General features: G+C 46.7%; 20 protein-coding genes. 2 read left to right on the forward strand and 18 right to left on the reverse strand.

What is annotated here, in order from left to right:
- Positions 1–138 precede the first annotated feature (138 nt).
- Positions 139–1413: a hypothetical protein gene (locus BLS14_RS20965; RefSeq protein WP_063565250.1), complete on the forward strand. Its 1275-nt coding sequence runs from the start codon at positions 139–141 to the stop codon at positions 1411–1413.
- A gap of 228 nt (positions 1414–1641) precedes the next feature.
- Here the strand turns inward: BLS14_RS20965 and msrA are convergent, their stop codons facing one another.
- From msrA to BLS14_RS20995, 6 genes are all read right to left on the reverse strand, one after another.
- On the reverse strand, positions 1642–2160 hold the full coding sequence (msrA, locus tag BLS14_RS20970) for a peptide-methionine (S)-S-oxide reductase MsrA (protein ID WP_090953770.1): 519 nt from the start codon (positions 2158–2160) through the stop codon (positions 1642–1644).
- Positions 2161–2326: 166 nt separating this feature from the next.
- Positions 2327–2584, reverse strand: coding sequence for a GlsB/YeaQ/YmgE family stress response membrane protein (locus BLS14_RS20975; RefSeq protein WP_017686880.1), 258 nt, complete (start codon positions 2582–2584; stop codon positions 2327–2329).
- 285 nt (positions 2585–2869) lie between these two features.
- Complete coding sequence (locus tag BLS14_RS20980) at positions 2870–4174, reverse strand: AAA family ATPase (protein WP_090953772.1); 1305 nt, start codon at positions 4172–4174, stop codon at positions 2870–2872.
- Entirely contained in the window at positions 4174–5637 is a 1464-nt protein-coding gene (locus tag BLS14_RS20985; protein ID WP_072734726.1) for an RtcB family protein, read from the reverse strand. The genes BLS14_RS20980 and BLS14_RS20985 overlap by 1 nt, the downstream gene beginning before the upstream one ends.
- A gap of 597 nt (positions 5638–6234) precedes the next feature.
- The gene (locus BLS14_RS20990; RefSeq protein WP_053779176.1) at positions 6235–7053 is read right to left on the reverse strand and encodes a TerC family protein; all 819 of its coding nucleotides are present in this window, start codon (positions 7051–7053) and stop codon (positions 6235–6237) included.
- A 279-nt stretch (positions 7054–7332) separates the two neighbouring features.
- The gene (locus tag BLS14_RS20995; protein WP_090953774.1) at positions 7333–7647 is read right to left on the reverse strand and encodes a DUF3817 domain-containing protein; all 315 of its coding nucleotides are present in this window, start codon (positions 7645–7647) and stop codon (positions 7333–7335) included.
- A gap of 174 nt (positions 7648–7821) precedes the next feature.
- On the opposite strand from BLS14_RS20995, the gene BLS14_RS21000 reads away from it, so the two are divergent.
- A complete protein-coding gene (locus tag BLS14_RS21000; protein ID WP_090953776.1) occupies positions 7822–8922 on the forward strand; it encodes a glycosyltransferase family 4 protein in 1101 nt (366 codons plus the stop codon).
- A 23-nt stretch (positions 8923–8945) separates the two neighbouring features.
- Here the strand turns inward: BLS14_RS21000 and BLS14_RS21005 are convergent, their stop codons facing one another.
- From BLS14_RS21005 to BLS14_RS21060, 12 genes are all read right to left on the reverse strand, one after another.
- Complete coding sequence (locus BLS14_RS21005) at positions 8946–9308, reverse strand: HIRAN domain-containing protein (protein WP_063566897.1); 363 nt, start codon at positions 9306–9308, stop codon at positions 8946–8948.
- A gap of 47 nt (positions 9309–9355) precedes the next feature.
- On the reverse strand, positions 9356–10321 hold the full coding sequence (locus BLS14_RS21010) for a helix-turn-helix transcriptional regulator (protein WP_079697431.1): 966 nt from the start codon (positions 10319–10321) through the stop codon (positions 9356–9358).
- A 273-nt stretch (positions 10322–10594) separates the two neighbouring features.
- Complete coding sequence (locus BLS14_RS21015) at positions 10595–11113, reverse strand: hypothetical protein (protein ID WP_090953778.1); 519 nt, start codon at positions 11111–11113, stop codon at positions 10595–10597.
- A 263-nt stretch (positions 11114–11376) separates the two neighbouring features.
- Complete coding sequence (locus BLS14_RS21020; RefSeq protein ID WP_063566894.1) at positions 11377–12009, reverse strand: 50S ribosomal protein L25; 633 nt, start codon at positions 12007–12009, stop codon at positions 11377–11379.
- Positions 12010–12290: 281 nt separating this feature from the next.
- Entirely contained in the window at positions 12291–15170 is a 2880-nt protein-coding gene (gene pulA, locus BLS14_RS21025) for a type I pullulanase (protein ID WP_090953780.1), read from the reverse strand.
- 283 nt (positions 15171–15453) lie between these two features.
- Positions 15454–17505 (reverse strand): type I pullulanase, encoded by a 2052-nt coding sequence (gene pulA, locus BLS14_RS21030; protein ID WP_090953782.1) that lies wholly within the window; start codon positions 17503–17505, stop codon positions 15454–15456.
- 164 nt (positions 17506–17669) lie between these two features.
- Positions 17670–19181, reverse strand: coding sequence for an extracellular solute-binding protein (locus BLS14_RS21035; protein ID WP_083584781.1), 1512 nt, complete (start codon positions 19179–19181; stop codon positions 17670–17672).
- 82 nt (positions 19182–19263) lie between these two features.
- Complete coding sequence (locus BLS14_RS21040) at positions 19264–20373, reverse strand: glycoside hydrolase family 88/105 protein (protein WP_090953784.1); 1110 nt, start codon at positions 20371–20373, stop codon at positions 19264–19266.
- 23 nt (positions 20374–20396) lie between these two features.
- The gene (locus BLS14_RS21045) at positions 20397–21896 is read right to left on the reverse strand and encodes an extracellular solute-binding protein (RefSeq protein ID WP_090953786.1); all 1500 of its coding nucleotides are present in this window, start codon (positions 21894–21896) and stop codon (positions 20397–20399) included.
- 65 nt (positions 21897–21961) lie between these two features.
- Positions 21962–22834: a carbohydrate ABC transporter permease gene (locus BLS14_RS21050; protein ID WP_024633116.1), complete on the reverse strand. Its 873-nt coding sequence runs from the start codon at positions 22832–22834 to the stop codon at positions 21962–21964.
- A gap of 45 nt (positions 22835–22879) precedes the next feature.
- Positions 22880–23833, reverse strand: coding sequence for an ABC transporter permease (locus BLS14_RS21055; protein ID WP_063566889.1), 954 nt, complete (start codon positions 23831–23833; stop codon positions 22880–22882).
- A 283-nt stretch (positions 23834–24116) separates the two neighbouring features.
- A complete protein-coding gene (locus BLS14_RS21060; protein ID WP_176854660.1) occupies positions 24117–26453 on the reverse strand; it encodes a helix-turn-helix domain-containing protein in 2337 nt (778 codons plus the stop codon).
- Positions 26454–26673: the final 220 nt, after the last annotated feature.

The raw sequence follows: 26673 nt of genomic DNA on the forward strand, positions 1-26673 counted from the left end.
CTAGAACTTCTCGAAACAACATTAATATTACACCTCAATCATAAAAGGTTACAGACACTCAGGTTGAATTTCACATGTGTGAAATGGTAGAATTCAACAATCGGTTCTATTTTGAATCGAAGAAAGGTGGTTTATAACTTGCATACATCCAACAAACGAAAGTCCAAAACATGGGCTGCGCTTCTTCTCAGTGGCACGCTCCTCTTCAGCCTGCATACACCAAGCTACGCGGCCGCAGAACAAAATGCACCCTTGCCTAAGCCTTCATGGACATCATCTTCTCTCTCACTCACCCAAGTGAATACGGAGAAAGACGTTATCGTCAACGAAGTGAACGCAGTACCTGCGAAAAATCTGGTGTATGTGCATTCTTCCCAGCCCGTGACCAAAACAAGCAGCAATACGAAGCTGGATTGGCAGCTAGATTCGCTTCAGGCGCTGGATGCCACGACCGGACAATTGAAATGGAACGTTATTTTCCATGAGAAAAGTGGGCCTTATACAACCTACTCCAATTCGCTATATACCAGCAACGGCACAGCTTACGTATATATGGAATATTCGGATGGAACCAAAAAGGTATACTCGTTCAATACTTCCGGCAAAACCAACTGGGTCAAAAACGTGAGTAATTCATCATCCATGTACCTTCTGGACGACGATACGTTATTGATCGCTTCGAGCCCTGGTGTTCAATCGAACGGTTCCGTTCGTTCAGCCATCTCGCTGTATGACAAAAAGGGAAAACTGATTACGGAAAAAACAATCAACGGTGCTGTACTCAAAGCAGGCAGTGATCGAATCGTAGTCGATGCAAGCAAACAAACCAAAGTGGGCAGCTTCTGGCAGCAGGCCGCTAATCCCAAAGTGGAAATTTACGATCGTACGCTGAATCGTCTTTCCTTCTATCAGTTCCCGAGCAATGCCAACACTCTGGGAGACGGTGGCGGTGAATCACTGGCCATTCTGGAAGATGGCTCCGTGATCATGCGTGCCAATTTTGCCAACACGGGTAACAAGCTGATGGGCTTTGGCACCGATGGCAAACTCGCCTGGGGCCGTGCGATTGCCGGTGATGCCTATGTTCAGACCGCAGGCAACAGTTACACTCTGTTTACAGGCCAAAAGCTGGAGCTGTACACCATGAAAGGCCAAGTGACTGAACGTACATTTAAGGAAGAGCAGCCTATTCTCATGCAGGTTGATCGTACACAGGACGGGCAGTATAAACTTGATTTCGCCAAAAAAGGTTATATTCTCGATCCGCAAACATTGGATACAGTACATGAATATACGTTTGCATCCTCTCCTGGATTGCTCGATGGGTATTCAACGTACAACGATCATATTATTTATCAGATCAATGACGATGCATTATCCAAGTATGTATTGAAGACAGCCTCAGCTAAATAGTAAATGGAGCGCTCTGGTTGACCGACTAACGGTTAACAGGGCGCTCTGTTATTTCACACAACGATGTAGAGTTCTCCCAACAACGCAGAGAACGTAGATAAGTTCTGTAGCCATTGAGATAACATTCTCTTAATCATTGAACAATCAAAAAAAGCTGGGGAAGTTCCTGTTGGAACTCTCCCGGCTTTTTCAATAAGATCTGATGCAAATTGATCTAATGTAATGGAATTAATTATTCCAGTTTTCTTCAATAAATTCATCCCGTCCGGATTCCGCACGGTCTTCTTTGTAATGCTTCTCATTTTTCTTGTGGTAATCCTGGTGATAATCTTCTGCCGGATAGAACACAACTGCATCCCGAATCTCCGTCACAATCGGTTGATTGAACCGCCCGCTTGCTGCCAGCTCCTGCTTGGACTGCTCTGCGAGCTCACGTTGACGTTCATTATGGACAAAGATCGCTGTCCGGTACTGACTGCCACGATCCTGAAATTGCCCTCCATCATCGGTTGGGTCCGTCTGGGGCCAATATAGCTCCAGCAGACGTTCATACGGAAACACCTCTGGATCAAATGTGATTTCAACGACCTCGACATGACCGGTCTCCCCGGTTTTGACCTGCTCATATGTTGGATTATCGACGTGACCGCCGGTATAGCCTGATACAATACCATGAATGCCTGGTTGCTCTTCAAATGGTGTAACCATACACCAGAAGCATCCGCCGGCAAATGTAGCTTTTTCCATGCACACTCATCCCTTTCTGTTGTACCTATATCTTAAAACAAAAAGAGGTTGATGGAAAGCCACGTCCGTGGACTTCCATCAACCTCTTCAGAAGCATCTGTTATATCAACAGTTATTCAAAGTGCGTGTTGCCGACTAACTGTATATTCAAGAATTCTTGAATTCGTTACCCGCGGCTTCGGCCCATAGAACGGAAGATCAAGCTCACGATTGCTACAAGTACAATGGCACCGATTAATGCCGGTACTATGTAGAATCCGCCCATTTCTGGACCCATATCTCCCAGGATTACTCCACCTAACCATCCGCCGATAAAACCGGCAATGATGTTACCGATAACGCCGCCGGGAATGTCACGACCAACAATCAGACCTGCCAACCATCCAATGATACCACCGATAATTAATGACCATAACCAACCCATATCATTCACCTCTAATTAAAGTTTTTGTTGTTGTCTGTCTACTATTAACCGCTACAGAAGCATTTAAACAATTGGCATGAAAATTGTTGTATATTACCTTTTGTTCATATGCCCTTTTCTCTGTTCTACAGCCTATAACAAGGCATTATAAACAGATTGCGTCACTTCCGGGCATCTTACACAGTTCAAGACTGCGTTATGTACCTCCCAAAAGTCATTGTATGTTGATTCAGACAGCCTTAGTATAACCAATTGAGGTGAGAATATTTTAATGGTTATATTCGATTAATAAAAACCTGCACGGCCTTTACCTGGCTGAGCCAGCCAGTTATGTTTATGGCTCTTGTCCAACTCTCCTCGCATCGACTGAATGATCTGCACAATGTCTGTCTCGCCATTCTGGTGCCATTCCAGCGCTGCGCTGACATACAGCTCTCCAAGTTGAGCAAGAGAAAAGGTATCCGTCAATCGTGCAGCTTCCAGCGTACCTTCTTCCCCTGCGAAGACATCAAAGCCGCGTTGGTTCAAATATTGCAGGCGCAGCCCTTCGTCCGGTAGCGGTATTTCATAAGCCCGATCAAACCGACCGGCACGGTTCATGAGCCCTGGGTCTATTTTCTCCGGATAATTCGTGGTGCCAATTAGGAAAATGCCCTCTTTGGACGTTGCCCCATCCAATGTATTCAGGAAAAAGGAACGAACTTCATCTGGCATGGAATCGATATCCTCAATAATCAGTACCATGGGAGCCAAACGTTTGGCTGCTTCGAACACTTCACGCACCGATTCACTGTTTGTGTATTCGGTAATTTGCCAATATGCCGCAGGCCCCGGTATGCTTCCCGCAATGGATTTTACGAGGGTCGTTTTTCCGTTTCCAGGATGGCCGTACAGCAGGATTCCACGTTTGTAAGGAATATCATAGTCCCGATAAAAGGAACGATCTGCCTCGAAAAACTGGTCCAACGAACGGAAAATATCCTGTTTAATTTGCGGAGAAAGCACGACCTCATCCCGCCCCACAGAGCGGGTAATGGATTCCACATGACGATCACTGCCATTGCGGGCATCCGTGTACACCGTGACTTTTTTCATATTTTGCTGCCGTTCCCGTTCCCTTACACTGCCCAGAAATTGCTTCAATTCCTCTTCTCCTGTAGCAAAAACAAAATCCTCATTGTATATCCCATTCTCCCGGAAGAAAGGAATGCGGACGAGAGCCACTCCCCACTGCGGATAGGCAAATACATTGTTGCGAATCGAATAATGCACCCCATATGTCGGTGCATCTCCATCATCCTCATAATGCAGTGTACGCAGCTCCAGATCTTCGAAAATCCGGGCAACCAATTCCACTTCCGTACTGTTGCTTTGCAGATCTTCTTTTAGCAGATCCCAGTATTCACTGTTTGGATCATCACTTGCATAGAGTTCATAACGAACGCCGTATCGATTGCCAAGCGCTTCAATGATGCCGCGAATCAAGCGGGCATATATGGCATAGCCTTCGTTTCGGATTTGACTGTCTTGTTGCTCCTCATAGGAATAGATGACTCTATTATGATTCAATTGTTCTTTCTCTATCGTCATTACTTAGCTCCCTTCACAGCGGCAAGTGGTTTACATTTGGCTACAACTTGAGCCAGACCTGCGCCGGTAACACTATCAATAATTTCATCGACATTTTTATAAGCTTGCGGCGATTCATCAATAATCGATTCAAGCGAACGCTGGTTCACCACAATCTCATCTTCAGTTCCCACACCCAGCGCCGAGGCAAAATCCTCCACGGTAACCAGGCGCTTCGTTGCTGTACGCGAACGAATGCGTCCTGCCCCATGACAAATCGAATAATAGTTATCCTTCCCCTCGGGTTGACCTACCATGATATACGAAGCCGTCCCCATTGAACCGGGTATAAGCGCGGGATGACCTGTTGCCAGATATGGCTTCGGATTATCCGGATGACCAGCAGGTAATGCACGTGTAGCTCCTTTACGGTGTACAAAAACGGAACCTTGATCCGAGTGCGATTCCTCCCATGCATAATTGTGCATCAGATCATAGAGGGTTCGAAATTCGCATTTTGGACCAAACACATCCCGAAAAGCTTCGCGAATTGCATAAGCAATCAGATGGCGGTTCACCACAGCATAATTCAGTGCAGAATACATCATATTGACGTAATGGAGACCTTCCGCATGTTCAAGCGGAGCAAAAACCAGTCTTGGATCGGATGTCCCCAGACCATTTCGCTGCATCACTTTCGCAATCGCTGATGAACTAGTTTGGCTTACATACCCACCCCAAGCCCGGGAACCGGAATGAATCATGACAACAATTTGTCCATCGTACAGACCCCAGGCTTCCGCAATCTCCCGATTTTCCTCCGCAATCTCAATCGCTTGAATCTCGGCAAAATGATTGCCTCCACCCAAAGTTCCTAACTGGCGATGAGCCCGATGCCAAGTCATATCCGGTACCAGATTCAACACTTCCTCATCAAAGGCAAATTTGCTGCTCTCTACATGAGTGATGGAAGTTGATTTTTTGGGTGTATAGCTGTCCGGGATATATTTTTTAGGTAATCCATGCAGACCCTTTCGCACAATATGCTCCAAACGAATGTCCGAGTAATGACCGCGCTGATTTGCCTCCATCGGCAGCACTTTCTCAATGGCTTTCACGAGTTTACGGCGCAGCTTCACATCCTTCAGGTCGTCCTTATGCAAATTGGTCATATGCACCCGCATGCCACAGCCGATATCACTGCCTACGATGGATGGAGATACATAGCCACTCTTGGCATCCCATACCGCCGTTGTACCGATGCAGGTGCCTACACCGACATGCACGTCAGGCGTATAGCTCATATAGGAAATGCCCGGGATTTGAAGATTGTTGTTCGCCATCTCGAACACCTTATAGTCCAATGACGAGAATAGTTGTTGTGCCGCATATACCGTTAAGTCCCCAGCAGGCAATTTGACTTCATGTCGGTAGCCACCTGTGAGTTCATTTTGAGTCGTAAATAAATTAGGTTGTGTATTCATAAATGTTTATTATTCCTTCCTGTACGTTCAGCTAATTCGGTTCATTTCAAAATTGAACCCTAACGTTATTCCGAATTCATATCCATATTCAGTACAACAAAAAAGAAGCCACGGACAGTTCGCCCGTGACTTCTTCATGACAATAACAGAAAACAAAAGCAGCATGAACATGCCGCATCTGTTCTCCATTGCTATATACGCCGAGAGTAGCATATCGATTAATAACGTTCCAAGGATAAACGATATGCATCTTCCCCTATGTCGCCCGTATGAGGCCAAAGAGACGATGAACTGGATATACAATTGTGTCTGTGCTTCGTAGTGTCTTTGTGAATTTCAAATCATAACCAACCATCATATCTCTCGGCCTCCCTTCATTAATATTATGTTTATATTAAGCGGACTCGTTTCGATGTGTCAACCCTTTTCTTGGAAAATTACCTATTTTGCATATGCATTAGATTTAACTTCGTGCCAATAACTTATATAAAAAAAGCAGGGTCTGTAAGGAACAGACCCTGCTTAATCATGCATATCATGAGATTAGATATCGATTATTGATGGTACATGTTTTGACAGATTTGATTCTGCATCTTATCATTTCCCTGCTTGTTTTTCCAATTCTTCCACAGGATTTTCATCTTCTTTTTCAGGCACCTTGGAAGACAGGAACCAACCGCATACTGCAATCGTAATCAGCACAATGTAGAATCCAAATTTCCAAATTTTATTTTCCGGGAAATGCTCATCCAGAACGCCCAGTGAAGGGTGTGCAAGTGTAATAACAGCCAACTTAACCCCAACCCAGCCGACGATAACGAAGGCTGCAACTTCAAGCCCTGGACGGGAATGAAGCAACTTAACGAAGAAGGAAGCCGCAAATCTCATGATGACGAGACCGATAAATCCGCCGAGGAAGATGACGATAAACTGGCCACCGTCAAGTCCACCGATCGGAGGAAGACCACTTGGCGGCAAGGCAACAGCCAGCGCCACAGCTGCGAGAATGGAATCGACCGCGAACGCGATATCTGCCACTTCCACCTTGAATACAGTCATCCAGAAACCAGATTGTTTTTTTTGTTTTTTGGGAGCGGAATCAGCCGCTTCATCTGTTTTGTTTCGGCTACCCATAACCTTCTTGATAATGTGGTTAATCGAGATGTACAACAGGTACAGGGCACCAATTGCTTGAACCTGCCATACGTCCACGAGGAACGAGATGAGGAACAACGAACCCAATCGGAAAATAAACGCTCCCATCAAACCATAAAATAACGCCTTTTTGCGTTTATCATCAGGTAAATGCTTAACCATAATGGCAAGAACCAATGCATTATCCGCTGCAAGCAATCCCTCCAGGACTACTAATACGACGAGAACCCACCCATACTCCAATAATAATGACAAATCCAAAATTGACTCCTCCTTAGTATCCTTATGATGTACAAAAAAAAGGACCTTTACCATTACTGGTAAGGTCCTTTTTATTCACAAAAAGAGACCTTTACCCAGTATGAAAACTTGGTAAAGGTCTCGCTAACAACAAAATTGCTGCCAATAAAGCCGGGGATATAATCCCGAACTGACGACTTTACTGTGAAAGCTACTCCCCTTTAACATCAGGAATATTTAGTTTTAAGTTGAAACAGGTTCAATAATCTGTTCTCATCATATTCATAACGATAAGCAAAGTCAAGCTTTATTTGACTGACTACGATCCAGCTTGCGAAAGACCAGCAGATCATAGATGAAATTGCCTAGCGGGATAAATGAGACAAAAAACAAAGCAATTGGACGACGTAAACGCCATTTTTGCGTGGTATAAAGACTCACCATAAATAATAAATACATCAGAAATAAAAAGCCATAGATGTTGCCAAACCACGTGACTGCCTGAGGCAGGATTCCTGATTCCCTTAATGGAAAAGCAACAAATAACAACAGCACATATGAAAGCCCCTGCAACCACAACAGCAGTCGAAAGCGGCTGAGTGTTGAATGTAACATTTTTTTCCTCCTGCTTCTAAATACGCGCAACGATTTCACTGCACCCCGTACAGTATATCACAAAAACGAAATTTCCCCTCACGCGTAGTTCCACAGGAGCCAAATCCACCCGATGCACATAGGATATATGACCAAAGTAGATTGTTACGAATATGGACAAGGAGGAGCCTGTTGATGAAAATAGCCCTGATAGCGCCTGAAAAATTGCCAGTCCCAGGTAACGGATCAGTCGAAATCTGCCTCCTCGGCATTGCTCGCGAACTTGCACTCCGTCACCAGGTGACGATCTTAAGTCGTCAGATGCCCGGCCTTGCCATCACAGAGCAATTAGATGGCATTACGATCCGTCGTGTAACAGCAACCAGCCCCAGCGAGTACACAAGGGCAGTGATCCGTTTTCTGAAAATTCAGCCCTTCGATTTGATCCAGGTAGACAACAGACCACATAGTATGGCTGCAATTAAACGCGCCTTCCCTTCGTTACCTGTGGTGCTCTATCTTCACTCGTTAACCTTTGCACAACCAGGTCCTGCAAGATTAGCGCTGTTAAAAAAAGCGAACTGGATTGCCGTCAACAGTCAATCCCTCAGACAAAGGCTGGCTCGTCGATTCCCATCCTTGAAACGACGGATGGGTGTTGTACCACTTGGCGCAGACCTAAGCCGCTTTTTGCCTGCAACTAAAGGAGAGCAGCAGCTTCTGCGGAAGCAGTTTGGTATTACAGGGCCATTCTCCATTCTGTATGTAGGCCGACTGATTCCCGGCAAAGGTGTGGACATATTGATTCGTGCCGTAGCTCTTATTCAGCAGCAGGTATCCGTACAACTGATCATTGCAGGTAAAGGACCTCCAGTTTACGTCCGCAAGCTGCGACAGCTTGCCCGAAAATTAAAGGTGGATGCCGCCTTCCGAGGTCAGATCGCTCATGAACGTATTGACCGTTTGTACAGGGCTGTGGACTGTCTAGTGTGCCCTTCCCAACAACATGAGGCCTTCGGGCTGGTTAATGTTGAAGCCATGGCTTCAGGACTACCCGTCATTGCTTCAGACAATGGAGGCATTCGTGAAATCATTGTATCGGGGAGTAATGGATACCTTGTGAGACAGTATCACAATCCCCGAAGTTTCGCTGCTTACCTGTCTAAACTCGCAGACAATCCTTCTCTCGCTCGTTCGCTTGGAGAAGCTGGCCGTGTCAGTGCAGTTGAACAGTTCAGTTGGGCCCGGACAGCCATGCATCTTGAAGCAGCTTATACAAGACTCATCCGCGCATAAATCTTGTTGCACTTGTGATTTCGTTAGGCTTTTTCACGTGACTGCCAGTCTGCAATAAAACTATCCATATGCGGAACAGGAACGTACATCATTTCAATTAACTCCACAATAATCATATCTTTCATGGCAAACCTTACTTTAGCGCAGGTTTGTTGGCGGAAAGCATCATAGATTCCCGAGCCTGTCCAGCAACCATGAGGAGCGAGCAGCGGATTATTAACAATATATCCAACCGTCCCAATGGGTGGAACCACTACCTTGATGGCTCGAGAGTCCACCCGATTGTCGGGGTCTTTGACCAGAAACAGGATATCGCCTACATTTAAAGCTTCTACACCATGATAATGTTCCATTCCATACATGGCTGCAAATAATTTGGTACTCATTGAAAAAGCTCCTTTTACACATTTTTTTGATTTTAGAAGGGTTGAAATTATTGATCTTCCGCATAATGCTTCATCCACTCTATGAGTTGTTTACGAATTTCTTTACGATATTCGCGGGGTTCAAGAACCTCCGCTTCGGGGCCAAATTGATATAACCATTTCAGGAATTCACGACTACTGTTCAGCGTTACTTCAAATAACAATCCGCCATCAGGCAAATCAGTCATTCGTGGACGAACAAACATTTCTTCTTCTTTTATGTAGGGGGCCACCTCTTTACTGAACCTTACTTTAAAATGAATCAGTTTATCCCCACGATCAATGGACCACGTATTTTTCATGAACTGCGTTATGTTGAAATCACCCATAACAAAATGGGTATTGGTCTGGATAACGTCCAGAAAGCGACTAATCCGAAACAAACGTACTTTCTTCAGCAAGTGGCAATAACCAATCAAGTAGAAACGCTGATCGCGCGGAATGAGGTAATAGGGGTCAATATCGCGGACCGTTATTTCATTTTTCGTAAGCGTATGATATTGGGTTCGAATCGTTTGTTGATCCAGAATGGCTTCAATGACTGGAATAAGTAAATTGGGATACTTCCCTTCTTCCCGGTATGCAGGTGTACCCATACGAATAATGCCTGCAATATTTTCTACAATGTCACTGTTTCTCGATTTCATTTTGGTATGAGCTGTCATCACCTTGTCAAAAGCTGAATCAAATTCAGCCGGGAGTTGCGAAGTATCCACCACGGATGGAAGCATCGAGAATACCATCGCTTCCTGTTCGGTAAAATCCAGAGGATACATGGCAAATTCACCAATGAACCGATATCCCTTGCCATAACCTTCATTCATGATAGGGGCAACCCTGTCCAAAATTCGGAGATCGCGATAAATCGTGCGCACAGTGGTACCGCATTTCAACGCCAATTCTTTGGCGGAAATTCCGGGATTCGCTTGTATAGCCTGAAGTATACGCAGAAGACGAATTAATTTCTCTGTCATGTAGTTTCTCCCCTTCGATATTTTATCGGCAAGGAAAACTAGTTCCTTTAGTCCGGTACTAAATCTTTAGTCCCAAACTCACTTTCGCAATTTCACCTTATGCATATAGTTCAATCGCACTTATTCGGCTTATTAAATATACATTCTCTTACTTGCTTGCGTAAAATATTAACCTCAAGTCCTTATACCTACGCCTGATAGCCTATTTGGCATTCAAAAAAAAAATAAAAAAAGTCTTGTCTCTTTGAGCAGAGACAAGACTTTTTCGCTTGGTTATTTGTGCAATTGCAATAATTTAGTCAGCACATTGACCATATGGTCGCACAGATCAGGGATATCTCCCATCTGATCTTCATTCACACTACGGTCAAAATGTACTTCAGCAGTGACGGCGTAAGTTGCTGGCTGATCTTCAAATATATAATGAATATGCTGCAATTTTCGTTGTTCCGGCCAGCTCTCTTGTAATAGGGGGCTAATCGCCGGACATTGAGTCTCAGGCTCCTTAACAACCATTCTGAACCGCAGCCGCAAACGGCAACCTGATGGACCACCTGGTGTCTCCAAAATCTCAGCCGCGAGATCCTCAAGCGATGTGCTCAGTACCACTTCGCCAGTTACCTCAGGACAATCTCTCAGGCAGAATTGCAGCACGAACTCTCTGGACATACGAGCCATCTCAAGCTGATCCTTCCGATCTGTTATGGAAATAAGTTCATCCAAATTATCGAGATCATATAGGTAATTTTCGAAGCCTACTTTTAAATTGTCATAAATCGTCGGATCAAACATATTGCGAAACCTGCTTTCTTGTGTAAATTATTCCGCAGTGAATTGTTGCTGCTCCGAATCATAGTATACTGTAACGCTGTTTCACGCAAACAGGCAACGTTATCATACCGAATAGCTCGACTATGTAGCCATCTGTCATAAGTCAAAACGACATTCATTATCGCGCATCTCCAGCGACTCCACTTGTCCATTTCCAATATAAAAAAGCCCGGTCGTGATGACCGGGCTTGGTTGAGATACAGAATAATAAATATTCTGACTCCCTATTCTTCTTTAGCTGGTTCTTCTGGTGCTGCTGGTGCTGCTTCATCAGCAGAAGCCGTAGGCTCTTCCTCAGCCGCTTGTGGCGGCATCACGGAAGCGATGATGGAATCACCTGACGTCACCAGAGTCAGACCTTTTTCGAGCTTGATATCTCCAGCTGTCAAACGATCACCAATTTCCAGTCCGCTAACATCCACCTCAATGGAGGTTGGCAGATCAGCCGGAAGTCCTTCGACCTCCAGTTGAGTTTCCTGTGTCTGGAACACACCGCCTGCCTTGGAGCCGGCTGCGGTACCTTGGAAGTCGATCGATACACTAACGCTGATCGGCTTGTTCTTCGAAATTTGCAGGAAGTCCACGTGCAGCAGACGTCCGTTACGTTCCTGCTGATCCTTGATCAGCACTGGAACCGTTTTGCCACCCTCAAGATTGAGGTTGAACATCTCGGAGCGACCTGTACGTGCTACTTTCAGCACTTCTTTTTCATCTACATGTATCGCGGCACCTTCTAATCCCGGGCCATAAACGACAGCCGGAACACGTCCGCCTTGTCTTAACAGGCGCAATGCTGCACCTTTCTTTTCAGTTCTTGGTGTTGCCGTAAGTTGAGCCATTTTTCCGTTGGATTTCATGATTGAACATCCTCCTTCAAGGGATCCTTACTTTATATTTGTTAGGAAGCGATAAGCTTCTCTCTTAGACCAGAATGGCCTTTTCGTGCGTGGCCGAATCTGGGGCCATATCTATATTTACCCCAATGAAAGACCATCTCAAACACTAACATGTACAGTTTTTTTTATTTTTCGGGTGAAAATGGTTCTTTCTGATGAACAAAAAAGCAGCCGGAATACCTTCCGACCGCTTGTTAAGCCTATATTTTTCAACCATTTGTATGAAGTTATAACCTGGCCAGCTAAGCGCTGTTACGATCATCCTCTACATCACTTTCACGGATAACCTGCATCTGATCCGACCCACTCTGAACGATAATGTGCACATCTCCGTCTTCAGGACCGATATCAACATAACGATCTCCGCAGGTATCTTTGGCTTCCCATTCATTCAGACGAATGATTAAGCCCAGATGATGCAGTCCTGCAGCCACCCGAAAACGGGCTTCTGCTGCATTGCCTACTCGCTCAAAGGAGACCGCTCCATCCTCCATGCCTGTGCCCCATACCCAGACATCCCATCCCTCATAATGCTGATCTTCCCGTTCATATCGGAGAGTGACAATTCGCGAAATTGGTTTGTGGATTTTGATATTCAGCGATGCCTGAATTCCTCCAGCCTCCGCGATAATCTGGGTAGATCCTGGTGTTAAAGCACGCACAATGCCTGCTGTACTAACCGCTGCATGATCCAGATGAGACGAGCTCCACCGTATATTCATACCTTGCAAAGGCTGGCCGAATTGATCCAGAACCAAGGCGCGGAATCGACTGACACGTGTTGTGTACATCACGGATTCCCCGATAATTTCAATTCGTTCCGGATGGAGGTAATCAACCTGCAGCGTACACTCTGTGGTAATCGTGCCACATTGGACGCTAATCGTGGCTTCTCCGGTCTCCCCCGTATGAATTGTCCCATCGGATTGAATCGCAATAATCTGTGGGTTCGAAGAGCTCCAGGTCACAGATGCGTTCTCCACCACATTACCAAAACGGTCTCTGACCGATGCTCGCAAACCGGCAATCTCTCCGACACTGTACACAAGACGCGGCGAATGAATCTCAATCACAGCGGGTTCAGCACCGCCAGCATACTCCGTGTCGTACATTACCATCAGTGACCATCGTTCTACCATTGCGGTTCCGCTCACCGTCTCAATGAGATCTGTACCTGCCTTGTGATCATTCACCACGATATGCCAGTCACCCTCCGGCAGACTCACTTGCTGCTGCTGACCTGTACCGTTGTAAATCACCACGATCTGATTCCAGGTATCCTGATTCGCTCCGTGATCCAGTGTAAATGCAACCACATTTCCTTCTGCTCGCATCATGCGAAGGTGACTCCTTACCTGCTCGGCGTTAATCATACGAAAAGCCGGATGTGTGCGGCGCAGATGAATCAGGCCGCGATAATAGTCAAAAACAGGTCTGAATCGAGCTTTGTTAGCCCAAGTGATCGTATTCACGGCGTCCCCGCTGCGATAACTATTGTGATCTCCTGCTTTGGATCTCAGCATCTCATCCCCTGCATGGAGAAATGGAATCCCCTGTGAGGTAAGTAGAATCCCTGTTGAGAGCAAGGAACGACGGACCATCTCATGATCAAGTACATCATCCGCATTGACATAACGATAAGGGTCCGCCGCTTTAACCGCCGATTCCGCACTGCCTCCTTCTACGGGCTGCCCGTCTCTCCATACCGGGTAACCGAGATCATGCCTGAGGTACATCGTTGTTGCGATTTTGTCCCACAGGTTGAGATTATCATGTGCTGTTACATAATTGACGGATTCCACCGGTGAAGATGTGAAATCATCCAGCGCTCCAGCTACACCCATGGCAATTTCGTACTCCCTACCGTCTGCTCCTGTAACAAAACCTTTGCCGATACCATCACTATCCCCTTTGATGGCACTGCGGAAATGATCGTTAAAAACGGAAAATCCCTGACCGCGCTGTGTTCCTTTTAACGTTTTCCGATCCAGAGGTGAATCTCCGCCTGTCCACGGCTCCCCGTAGATCAGAAAAGCCGAATCAATCTGTTCTCTCAGCTCACGGGTCACTTCGTTCATCGTGTCTGTATCAATCAGACCCATGAGGTCGAATCGAAACCCGTCCACATGATATTCCTCTGCCCAATACAGGAGAGAGTCCAAAATATATTTTCGTACCATGGGGCGCTCCGTAGCCAGTTCATTGCCTACACCCGAGCCATTGCTCAATGTGCCGTCCTCACGGTAACGATAATAATAACTTGGTACAATTCGTTCAAAAGGTCCATCATCCACGCTGTACGTATGGTTATAAACCACATCAAGCACGACACGAATGCCTTGTCGGTGCAAGGAATGAATGAGAGCCTTGAACTCCCGAATTCGAACCGCAGGATCACGTGGATTGGTGGCATAGGAACCCTCCGGCACGTTATAGTGCTGCGGATCATACCCCCAGTTGTATGGCAATTTGGCATTCGAACCGGCGTCCGTTGTCGATGCCAATTCATCCACCGTCTGATAATCCGCTACAGGCAGAAGATGCACATGCGTGATGCCGAGTTCGACAAGATGATCTACTCCGATGGAGTTGCCGCCTCTGTCCGTCAACCCGGAAGCTGTAAATGCCAAATATTTGCCCTTATACGGAATATCGGCATGGGGGTCGGAGGAGAAGTCACGCACATGTAATTCATATAGAACTGCATCTGCCGGACGTAGAAATACGGGCTTCACATCCTCTTCCCAGTCCACAGGATTGGTTGTATCCAGATCAATTATGGCTGTTCGCTGTCCGTTCGCCGATACAGCACGAGCGTAAGGATCGGGTGCCACTGCAATATGCTGATCATCATGCGTAATGTGATACATATAATAATGTCCGGCCCAATCCCCTTCAAGCTGTACACTCCATATTCCATCCGGGTCACGGGTCATCGACCGTTGCTGTCCGTCATCATGTTCGGTTACTTTACCACTTGCATCATAATGTCCCTCATCATCAAAAATGAGTATAGAAACCTGCTGAGCTGTAGGTGCCCACAGCTTAAATGTGCTTACTGTACGCGTATATGTTAAGCCAAGATCGTTGCCTTCATAACGAAAAGATGTCCATTCCGGCATCGTTCCCACCGCCTTTATATCCATTGATTTCGTGTTGTCCCGATGTTACGGAGCGAGACGTCATTTGTCAACCCGGGGTTGTCTGTACTCAACATATCGGTTGAGCAGAGGCTTTCAATTAGCATATTGAATATGATGCAAATCTACATAGCAATCGCTTTCAAGATACAGCATATGTAAACAAGCGCCATAGATTGACAGCATTTGTACCTGTCCTGATGAAAAAAAGGCGGGAGAAAACAAAACACCCTCGTCCCACAATGGAGAAAGGGTGCAATAACGTTCATTCACCTGTATACATAACCGTCATGGATATAGCGGGAATGCTGACCTGACCGTCCTTGGCCGTACGCAGCGTCTCGGTACCAGCCTGCCCCTGCTCTACGACCACATTCCATGTACCTGAAGGAACGGAGGTTGTACGGGTTTCTTTGGAAGCATTATATATAACGATTATCCGTCCCCATGAATCTCCGACAGCCGTTCCTGCCAGTTCATAGGCCAACAGCCCTTTTCCTTTTTCAAGCAATCGAACATGGTGCTCAATCTCTTCCCGGGTGCGAAGACGAAAAGCAGGATGCTCGCGCCGAAGACGGATCAGACCACGATAATAATCATGAACAGGTTTAAACTGCTGCTTTTGCTCCCACCGAATGGCATTGACTGAATCCCCACTCTCATGACTGTTGGCATCACCATATTTACTTCGCAGAAATTCATCTCCAGCCGCAAGCAAAGGAACCCCCTGGGAAGTCAATACGATGCCATTAGCAAGTAGACAACGCCGGACCGTTTCGTTCTCCAGTATACGATCCGGGTCAACGTGCAAATACGGCTTCGCCTGCTGTACAGCCTCTTCCACGTTGGCGCTGCCTTTCACACGACCATCCTCACTATATGTGATAAATCCCAGTGTATCGTGCAATCCTTGTGTCTGGGCGACTTTGTCCCACAGGTTGAGATTATCATGTACGGTTACATAATTAATTGTTTCAGATGGGTTATCCGTAAAATCGGTAATGGCTCCCCGTACGCCTGTCCATATATCATCTTCCTTTCCCTCCGCTCCAGTAGCAAATCCGGTTCCCGTTCCATCACTATCGCCTTTGATCGTTCCACGGAGGTTATCGTTAAATACAGCAAATCCGGCTTTACGCTGTGCTGCCTTAAGTGTCATTTGATCCCCAAGGGGTGATTCCAGCGCACCCCAGGGTTCACCGTATAAGAGAATGGATGGAGAAACCTCGGCATGCAGTTCTGCTGCGAGCTCTTTCATTGTTGTCGTGTCGATCAGACCCATCAGGTCAAAACGAAACCCGTCCACATGGTATTCCTCTGCCCAGTATCGTACGGAGTCGATAATGAACTTGCGCACCATCGGCCGCTCCGTAGCCACTTCATTGCCTGTACCAGATCCATTGCTGTACGTGCCATCCGGGTTCTGACGGTAGTAATATCCTGGAACAAGCTTCTCAAATGAACTGGCTGCCTTATCAAACGTATGATTGTACACCACATCCATAATGACTCCGATCCCCTTCTCATGAAGGGCGAGTACCATCGATTTGAACTCTCGAATTCTTGTCTCCGGCTCATCTGCACGGGATGCATAAGAACCTTCTGGAACGTTGTAGTGGAGCGGATCATATCCCCAGTTATAACGTGAGCAATCGGAAGTCCGATCATCTTCCTTCGATTCGTCCACTGTCGCAAAATCAAAAACCGGTAGCAGATGTACATGAGTAATTCCCAGCTCAGCCAAATGATCGATCCCCAGTGTATTCCCGTTTGAATCGTGCAAACCTGTCTCGGTAAAAGCAAGATACTTTCCTTTGTGCCTCATGCCGGATGACTCATGGATCGAGAAATCGCGCACATGCAGCTCATATAAGACCGCATCTACCGGGCTCGCCAGTTCTGGACGAATATCCTCATTCCAGCCATTCGGGTGGGTCTGTTCGAGCCTGACGATGACTCCCATTTCTCCATTCATGGTCACAGCCCGTGCATAGGGGTCAACCGCTATCTCCTGCCGTCCGTCCTCAAAGGTGGCTCTGTACATATAACGATAACCGCTCCACTCACCTTCGAGCTTTAGGGACCAGATGCCCTGATCCTGTTTGTTCATTGGTATTTCTTTCTGTTCGTCCTGATTCTTCTGTTCATTGGGACTTCCCCCTGTTGAAGGCGGGTAAATCAGCACATCCACCTGCTTTGCGGCAGGAGTCCACACTTTGAAACCACAGGCTTGTGGTTCCATCGTGACACCCAGATCTCTTCCTTGGTATGTATCTAATACGTTTAATACGTCTAACTTGTGATGGTCATCAATCATGCTGTATATTCCCCTCTCGATGAGCAATAAAATGAATGTGAACAAATGCTCCTTACCTTTTATACCCGTTCTGTCACTTAACCATAATCTTAGGGATGAAAAAGAACATAAAAAACAAGCCATGCTTCACGTCATTTCACGCAAAACACAGCTTGTTCTTCAAATTACTTCCCGTTTAGCTGGGCATAAGACGCTTCAAATTCGGAAATGAGCTGTTCGCCACCGGATTTTCTCCAGTTCGCCACTTCCTGCTCCCATCCAGCATCATCGATTTTGCCCATAATGTATTTGGTCTGTGCATCCCAGATCATCTGGTCCAGCTCCTGGCCTCGCTCAGTATAGATGGCAGAAGACAAGGTCAGCGCCGGATTTGGAATGGCATACTGCTCATTCTCACGTGCCATCTTCGTGCCCTTCATACCGATTGGTACATCGACAAGTTCAGGCACGTTATAACCTTCAATGCTTAACAGATTGTCACGATAAGGCTTCACTTCACGCTGATACCCGTCGAAGTCCTTGAACTCGGTTTTGCCATCCGAAGTCTTCGTATAGTGCACGTCTTCCAGACCACGCAGCTGAAGCGTACTCAGTGGTTCGTCCATCAGTTGATCCAGGAACGTCAGCACCTGTTTTAACTGTTCTTCGTCCGGTACGGAAGCTTTGGGAATGACAAGCATGCCATAGTTCCCTGGTTCCCCGGCAATTCGAATGCCATCCGGTCCTTGGAACGGAGCCACATCAATCTCGCCATCAGGCACGTTTGGTGTCAGCCGCTGTTGAAACGACTTTCCGTTCTGAGCAACGCCGTTCAGCTTCATAGCTACAAGACCCGAGTCGATTTTTTTGTCCGCATCAGAAGGGTCCAGCGCTGGGAAGTCACTGTTGATCAACCCCTCACTGAACAGACGCTTGAACAGCTTCATCGTGTCCACATATTCTGTGGTCAGGAATTCAGGGGTAAGTTTACCCGCATCGTCCACACCCCACTTGTTCACCCCACCAATACTTACGGCGATCCGTGTCAGCGGAGAGGATACTCCTTCGTTGTACTTTTTGAATAGTACCGTTCCATACGTATCTTCCTTGCCGTTACCATCAGGATCATCCTTGCGAATGGAGCGCATCACTTCGTACCAGTCATCCAGCGTTTTTGGTACATCCAGCTTAAGCTTGTCGAACCAGTCCTTGCGGTACACCATGGCTGTACGCCCAATATCGCGGAAGTTGGGTACCCCGTAGACCTTTCCTTCGATCTTGATGTTGTCAAAATAAGCCTCGGATTGGGCAGACAGGTTCTTATAATCCTTCAGGTAGGGTCCAATTTCCCAGAACAGCCCCGTTTTGGCTGCGTTAAATGTTGTGGGTACATAATTCACACGCATGATGGTCGGCATCTCGCCCGAAGCTACCATGACATTAACTTTATCATCAAAAGCAGACTGCGGAATCCACTGTACACTGACATCCGTATTCGTATATTCCTCAATCTTTTGTTCAATCCCATTCTCCTTGGCCGGCACATCACCAACCTGCATCAAAGAAATCGAAATGGGAAGCTTGCCTTCCCCTGCCGCAGGCGCTTTTTCTCCCCCACAGCCTGCAAGCAGCCCGGCGGACATTGCACCAACCACGACCAATCCGCCTAAACGGGACATCCGACCTTTTGGACTCATGAACCATCTCTCCTTTGGTTAACCAAATTGTTACGGGCACGCTCTATGATTGCGCTATCATAAATGGGTCTGAAGAAAAAAACTAGCGTGGCGCCAGTTCCATCTCCACTCCTGCCAAAATAAATGGAGCAACCGATTTCGGATCATTAATCCGAATGGATTCAGTTACATAATACTCGTACGACCCGTCACGATACGGGGTACCGCCCAGACCTGCCCCACCGTTACACTGCGTCAGGGACAATACACCTTCACGGTCCGTTTGCAGCAGATGCAGCAGCAGACCCTGATACCCCTTTTCTGCGATAGCTTTAAACTTGCCACTCAGATAACCCTTACGTACGCCCTTCGCAAGTGCATACACAAACATTGAGGTTCCCGAAGCCTCCAAATAATTACGCTCACGCCCCGGCTGATCGAGCAAATGAGGCCATAACCCGGACTGTTGGTCCTGTACATGTACAAGTGCATTCGCTACACGTTCGAAAATCCCCACAATCTGACCCCGCTGCTCATGATCTACAGGCAGATGATCCAATGTATCCACTACCGCCATCACATACCAGCCCATCGCCCGGCTCCATACATGCGGAGAGCATCCGGTTTCTCCCGAGCTCCAGCGCTGTTCCCTGCTCTCATCCCAGGCATGGTACAGTAGACCGCTGCGTGGATCACGTGTACGTTTCTCCACCAGCAGCAGCTGTAATGCCGCCTTGTCAAACCACTTCTCCTCGCTAGTAACCGCACCATATTGCGTCAGGAACGGCGTGGCCATATACAGCCCATCCAGCCACATCTGAAACGGGTAAACCTTCTTGTGCCAGAATCCGCCTTCACTCGTACGAGGCTGTCCCTTAAGCTGTACCATGAGCAAATCCGCGGCTTTACGGTACTTTTCTTCGCCCGTTTTGTCCAGCAACAGGAACAGCGATTTCCCCTGGTTAATTTGGTCCAGGTTATACTCCTCGACTGCATACGAGCGAATCGAGCCATCTTCCAGAATGAAATTATCCATCAGTTCACGGATGTAGTCGAAATATTTCTGTTCTCCGGTATGGGTGTACAGCTCTTCCAGCGCTTTCAGCAGACAACCATTTTCATAATGCCAGGTCGGATATAACTCATGATTGCGATAACTTTCCATGAACTGTTCAGCCATCCGTACCGGTGTGAATTGCAGGGTTTCTTTCATGATGTTCCTCCGCTTCCGGCTTTTTATTTAGCCTGTTTTTTGTAGTCTTCGGCATATTCCTCACGAATTTTGGTACCGCCCGCATTGCCCCAATTCTCGATCTCCTGTTTCCAGCCATTTTCATCGATTTTGCCCATAATATATTTGGTCTGCGCATCTGCAATCATCTGATCCAGATCTGCCCCACGGTCGCCATAAGTAGACGAATACAAGGTTAATGCAGGGTTTGGCACAGCATGTTCCGCCAGCTCTTTGGCAAGTTCCGTACCCTTCTCACCGAGTTCGGTATCTTTCAATTTCGGTACGTTGTAACCTTCTACGTAAGGCAAGTTATCACGATATGGCTTCACTTCACGCTGGAACGCATCGAAGTCGCTCATCTCCACCTGGTCCTCGCCAGCCTTCTTATAATGTTTGTCTTCAATACCACGCATCAGCAGCGTTGCCATCTCCGGGTCCATCAATTTATCCAGGAAAGACAACAGGTTTTTCAGCTCTTCTTCCGATTTCACCGTCGCTTTCGGGAAGGCCAGAATACCGGAGTTACCCGTCTGCCCCGCCACACGGTCGCCACTCACACCAAGCAAACCTGCAATGTCTACTACGCCATCCGGGTCATTCTTAGAAAGACGCTCTTGTTGGCTCTTTCCGTTCTGGGCGACACCGATGCGCATGCCGACAACACCTGTATCATATTTCTTCTCCGCTTCTGTGGAGTCAAATACGGCAAAGTCCTGATTCAGCAGTTTCTCGCTATACAAACGTTTCAGCAAATCCAGCACCTGCATATATTCCGGTGTCATGAATTCCGGCGTAAAACTGCCGTCATCTTCTACCTTCCACTTGTTTGGTGCACCAAAACTTACGCCAAGACGTGTAGTGAAGGAATATTGATCCTCGTTATACTTTTTGAAAAGCATGAGTCCAAACGTATTATCCTGACCGTCTCCATCCGGATCGGAGGTCGCCAGCGTCTTTATCGTTTCATACCATTCATCCGGTGTCGTTGGTACCTTGAGATTCAACTTATCAAACCAGTCTTTACGGTAAATCACCGTTGCACGGGCAATATCAGAGAATACGGGTACCCCGTAGATTTTGCCTTCCACCTTGATATTGTCAAAGAAACGCTCGTTCTGTGCAGACAGATTTTTATAATCCTTCAGCAAAGGTCCAACTTCCCAGAATACATCGTTACGCATCGCACTGGTTACGGTTGGGTTATACTGTACTTTCACAATTTTGGGCATATCGCTGGATGCAATCATGACATTGATTTTGTCATTGTAAGCCGAAGCCGGAATCCACTGAATGTCCAGTTTGGTGTTCGTATACGCCTCAATCTTTTGCTGGACCTCATTGCCTTTGCTCGGTACGTCGCCCACCTGTGCTATTGCAATGGACACGTTCTGCACTCCGCCCTCGGCAGCCTGACCTTCATCCGATCCGCATCCTGCCAGCAGGCCTGTTACCAATGCCAATGTGCTCAAGACAGCTACGGCTTTCTTTTTTGTTGCTTTCATTAAACGAAAACCTCCCCTTTTTTATACAGTCATGAACCCGTTTTGATGTACAACCATGCGCAATTTCAACCTTTTACCGATCCCAGCATCACTCCTTTGGCAAAGTGTTTTTGCAGGAATGGATACACCAGCATGATTGGAATCGTGGAGAACACGATAACGGCCATGCGTATGGTGAGCGGCTGAATCTCGGTCTCTTCGATACTGGTATCCCCGATCCGGCTCTGAGCCAGGATGACAATCTCACGCAGCCACACTTGTACGGGCCACTTTTCACTATCGTTGATATAAATGACAGCGTTGAAGAAGCTGTTCCAATGAGCCACCGCGTAAAAGAGAGAGAATGTAGCCATTGCTGGCATCGACAAAGGCAAAACAATACGGAACAATACGCCCACATCGTTACATCCATCGATTTTGGCGGCATCCTCCAGTTCATCCGGAATGGCTTGGAAGAAGTTCTTAAGTACGATCAGGTTGAACGCACTAATCGCTGTAGGCAGCATCAAAGACCATAATGTATCCGTCAGGTGCAATGATTTGACGACAAAGTAGGTTGGAATCATCCCACCGCTGAACAGCATGGTGAACAGTACACCCAGCAAGATCGGCTGGCGTCCACGCAAGTATCTTCTGGAAAGCGGATACGCCATTAGCGAAGTGAACAACAGGTTAAGCAGTGTTCCGATTACAGTGATGTAGATCGATACACCCAGACTGCGAATCAATGTGTCTGTAGAGAAGATGTAACGGTAAGCGGCGAGGGAGAATTCTTTTGGAAAAAGAATGAATCCTCCCTTAGCCACTTCATGCGGACTCGTAAACGAGACGGCCAAAATATAAATGAACGGGATAACGGTCACGATTCCGATCAAAAGTAGAAAACCATGATTGAGGATATCAAAGATCCGGTTGCCCCACGTTTTATCCTGTTGCATCTTAATGTTCACTCCTGTCTGGTGAAGGACGTCTGCTGCCAAGCTTTAGTAGACGCCTTCCTCCCCGAATTTTTTGGCCATCGTGTTGGCACCCAGTACAAGTGCCAGTCCGACCACCGACTTGAACAAACCAACAGCAGCACTATAACTGTACTGTGCCTGTGTGAGACCTTTGGTGTAGACGTAGGTATCAAATACCTCACCCACATCCCGGTTCGTCGGCGTGAGCATCAGGAAGATCTGTTCAAAGCCTGTATCCAGGAAGTTACCCAGACGCAGAATGAGCAAAATAATGATTGTACTGCGGATGGCAGGCAACGTAATATGCCATGTCTGACGCCAGCGATTGGCACCATCCATCCGTGCAGCTTCATAGAGCTGTGTATCTACACCGGAGAGTGCCGCTAGGAAAATAATCGTGCCCCAACCTACCTCTTTCCAGATGGATTGTCCAACAATCATCGTTCGAAACCAGCCGGGCTCAAGCAGGAAAGCCACTTTTTGTCCCGTCAGGTTATAAAGTAATTCGTTAATAGCGCCACCCTCGGTTGTGAACAGCATGTAGAACACACCAACCACAACAACCCAGGAAACAAAGTGCGGAACATATACCAGCGTCTGTACAAAGCGTTTGAATCGTTCACGGCGAACTTCATTCATCATGAGTGCCAATACAATTGGCAGCGGGAAGAAGAATACCATATTATAAATCGCTAGCAAAAACGTATTCCGGAACAAAGTCCAGAACTGCGGTTCCCCGAAGAAACGCTGGAAGTGCTTAAACCCTACCCAGTCGCTGCCCAGAATGCCCTTGTAAGGCGTGTAATCCTGAAAAGCCATCGTAATACCGTACATGGGTATGTATTTGAAAATAACAAAGTAAAGCACGCCCGGTATCAACATAATATAGAGCCACCGGTTTTTGATGATGTCCCTCCACAGCAGGTTTTTGTCACTGCGGGTAGCGGGTCGTGTCCGAGCCGCCGTTTCGGCTTTCATAGTGTCTTCCTCCCCACATTGGAAACGATTACAAAATATCACTTCCTGAATTCATGTCTTCATTGTGGAGGATAAATGGGTAACTGGCTATCGTCTCATTTTAGCTTCTTGTTTTCCCTTATGCAGCAAGGGTTTAAGGCATTTGTAATTCTGGAATGCTCCCCTGAATGAACCACATTTAACCTCCGATATTCCTGTCTTAACTCTGCTGCAAACGCAGAATAAAGGCTGACCTTGAAACAAAGAAAAACCTGCCTGCCATGGCAGGCAGAGCAGGTTGCTTTTATCGCTGCTGCTCCCGGTATTTTCCGGGGGTAGTTCCCGTAATTTTACGAAATGTACGGATAAAAGCGGTAGGGTTGGTGTAATTGAGTTTCTCGGCAATCTCCGATATTTTCAGGTTGGTCGTCTGCAGCCAGGTTTTGGCTTTTTCCATCCGGTATTCGGCAAGGTATTCCGTAAAGTTCACACCAGCCTCCTTCTTGAACACACGGCTCAGATAGACTGGATGAAAATTCAGTTCTTCTGCGCAAGCTTCCAGCGACAATTCGCGATCATATCGCTCCTCGATCAGCCGAATCATGCGCCGGGCAATATTCAGATATTGAGATTCTTCCTGTTCACGCCAGAATCGAATGACAGGGTGAAATAAACATTTGCGGAACCAGTTCGTCATTTCATCCAATGTGGATAACTTGAGTAGTCGAGCCATAGAGGCCTTTTCGCCCAACACTTCCGCAACATTCCCACCCTGCTCCTGTACAAGCTGATACACACGGGACAACAGTTGAACCATGATAACGGGGTATTCGCTGAAGTGCAGCTTCTTGTCTGCAAGCAGACCGAGGTATTGCTTAAAGTACGCATCGGTTTTCTCCTCGTCCCCTTGCTTGAGTGCAGAAGCCAACTGGTCTTCAATCATCCTGAGCTGTGTATATAACGCTGCCTCCGTCTGACCTCGCGGCTGAATATCCTCGTAATGCAAAATAATACGGCTGCCCAAACTTACCCTGCCTTGCAGCGCCTCACGACTCTCCTGGTAAGCCCGTGGTGAATCACCTATTGCAGAGTAAGAGCGACTAATACCGATACTTACAGGCAGATTCAGATAGGTCACGACCCGCTCACGGATCAATTCGGCTTGAGTGTGCATCCACTCTTTTAGCTGTACTTCATCATCAAGCACGGATGCCAGCACCGTAACCTGGGCGTCATCAATCATGACAGGTGCGAAACGAATATCAGAGGGCAGCAGCTCACCGACCATATTGTTTAACGCAAACAGCAGCAGATCCCGGTCCTGCTCCTCATACCTTGTCCCTTCAAGGGTATCGATCTGAAGTGTAAGTAACCCAAGTCTGGACCATGAGGTTGGAAAATCGTATAACTGACCCTGATATCTGAAGTCATCTTCCGATATTTTTCCTGTAAGTAGTTTGGTCATAAAAAATTCCTGCAAATGAACATGCTGGCCCTTCATCTGCTCACGCATCGTCTTTTCCGAACTGAACAAGGTCGATAATCGCTCTTCGATGTATATAAATTCATCCTGACGGCGTCCCGACGGAGCCAATGGAGAATCCAGTCCTTTTGTAACCTGCAGAAGTCTGGAAATGGGAGAATACATCTTGCGACTGCCGTAGATGGCTACTAATCCCGTCAAACATAACATGACTAATGTAGCCACTCCCGTAACCAATGCAATTTTCTGCGATTGGGCGGTTATCTGACTCAGCGATACAACGGATACATACAACCAGCCATTGAGTGGGGATTGCCTGTAGCTAACCGCCACCTGACTTCCTTGAACCTCTGCACTGAAGAAACCCTCCGACTGTCCCGTCGTTTGTACCTTTTCATGGATTTCCTGATTCAGCGCGTTGTATTTCCCGTCTTGTTCTGTATCGTTGAGAAAATATTTCTGCTCCCGATCAAGGACGTACATATCCCCTGAATTCGGATTTCGGCTTAGAAATGTACTTAGTTCTGTATCGGCTATGTCTATAACCAAAAATCCCTTGGGTTTCACATTTGTTGGTATCATCGGAATCTTGAATACCATGCTGACCACGTTATCGGATGAAATAAGAGTAGGTGCATGTTCTGGCGTTGCTTCACCAACTCCCGCCGATACCGGCACACTTTCTTTGGTTGAACTCACATTTTGCGTTACCCAGAACAGGCTGTTTGTATATTTCAAATAAGAGCCTATCCGGTCCCGAATACTGAAATCATCCAATTTTCCAAAGGAACGCATCGAAACGACCCAGTCTTCATCCAGATTCACGAGATAGGCCTGATCGATATTAGTAACCGATTGCAGATTATTAAATCCGGAAGTCAGATCACGAATTTCCTGAAATTCGCTGCTGTCCAGCGGTTTTTTCATCGCTTTTAATACCAGTGGAGAATTCACATATTGGATGGACGATAATTGCAGGCTGCGCAATACTTGCTCTACCCGCATTTGGGTCTGATGCAGAATCTGCAAATTACTCTCCCGGACCTTCTGTTCAATGTCACGTGAAGCAATCGAATAGGAGACTGAACCAATAACAATGACCGGAAGGGCTCCGAGAATCATGGTAAAACAGAGCAAACGCAGCAGGTATTTAGGCAAAAAGAGCATCCTCCTTTGTGCATTTTGCGTTATTTGATCGAGAACGATTTCGGAATCACTACCCGATCTAATGCAAAACGTATATATAATATCGCTTTCATTGGATTAATTTACTATTGTTATTTTAAAACCCATTGTTATTCAAGTCCACTATTTATTATTGAAGGTTGACTTCAAGGCAATTTCCAGTTTATATTGGTTGCATATTCCTCAATCAAAG

Source organism: Paenibacillus sp. OK060 (assembly GCF_900101205.1).
Classification (GTDB): Bacteria; Bacillota; Bacilli; order Paenibacillales; family Paenibacillaceae; genus Paenibacillus; species Paenibacillus marchantiae.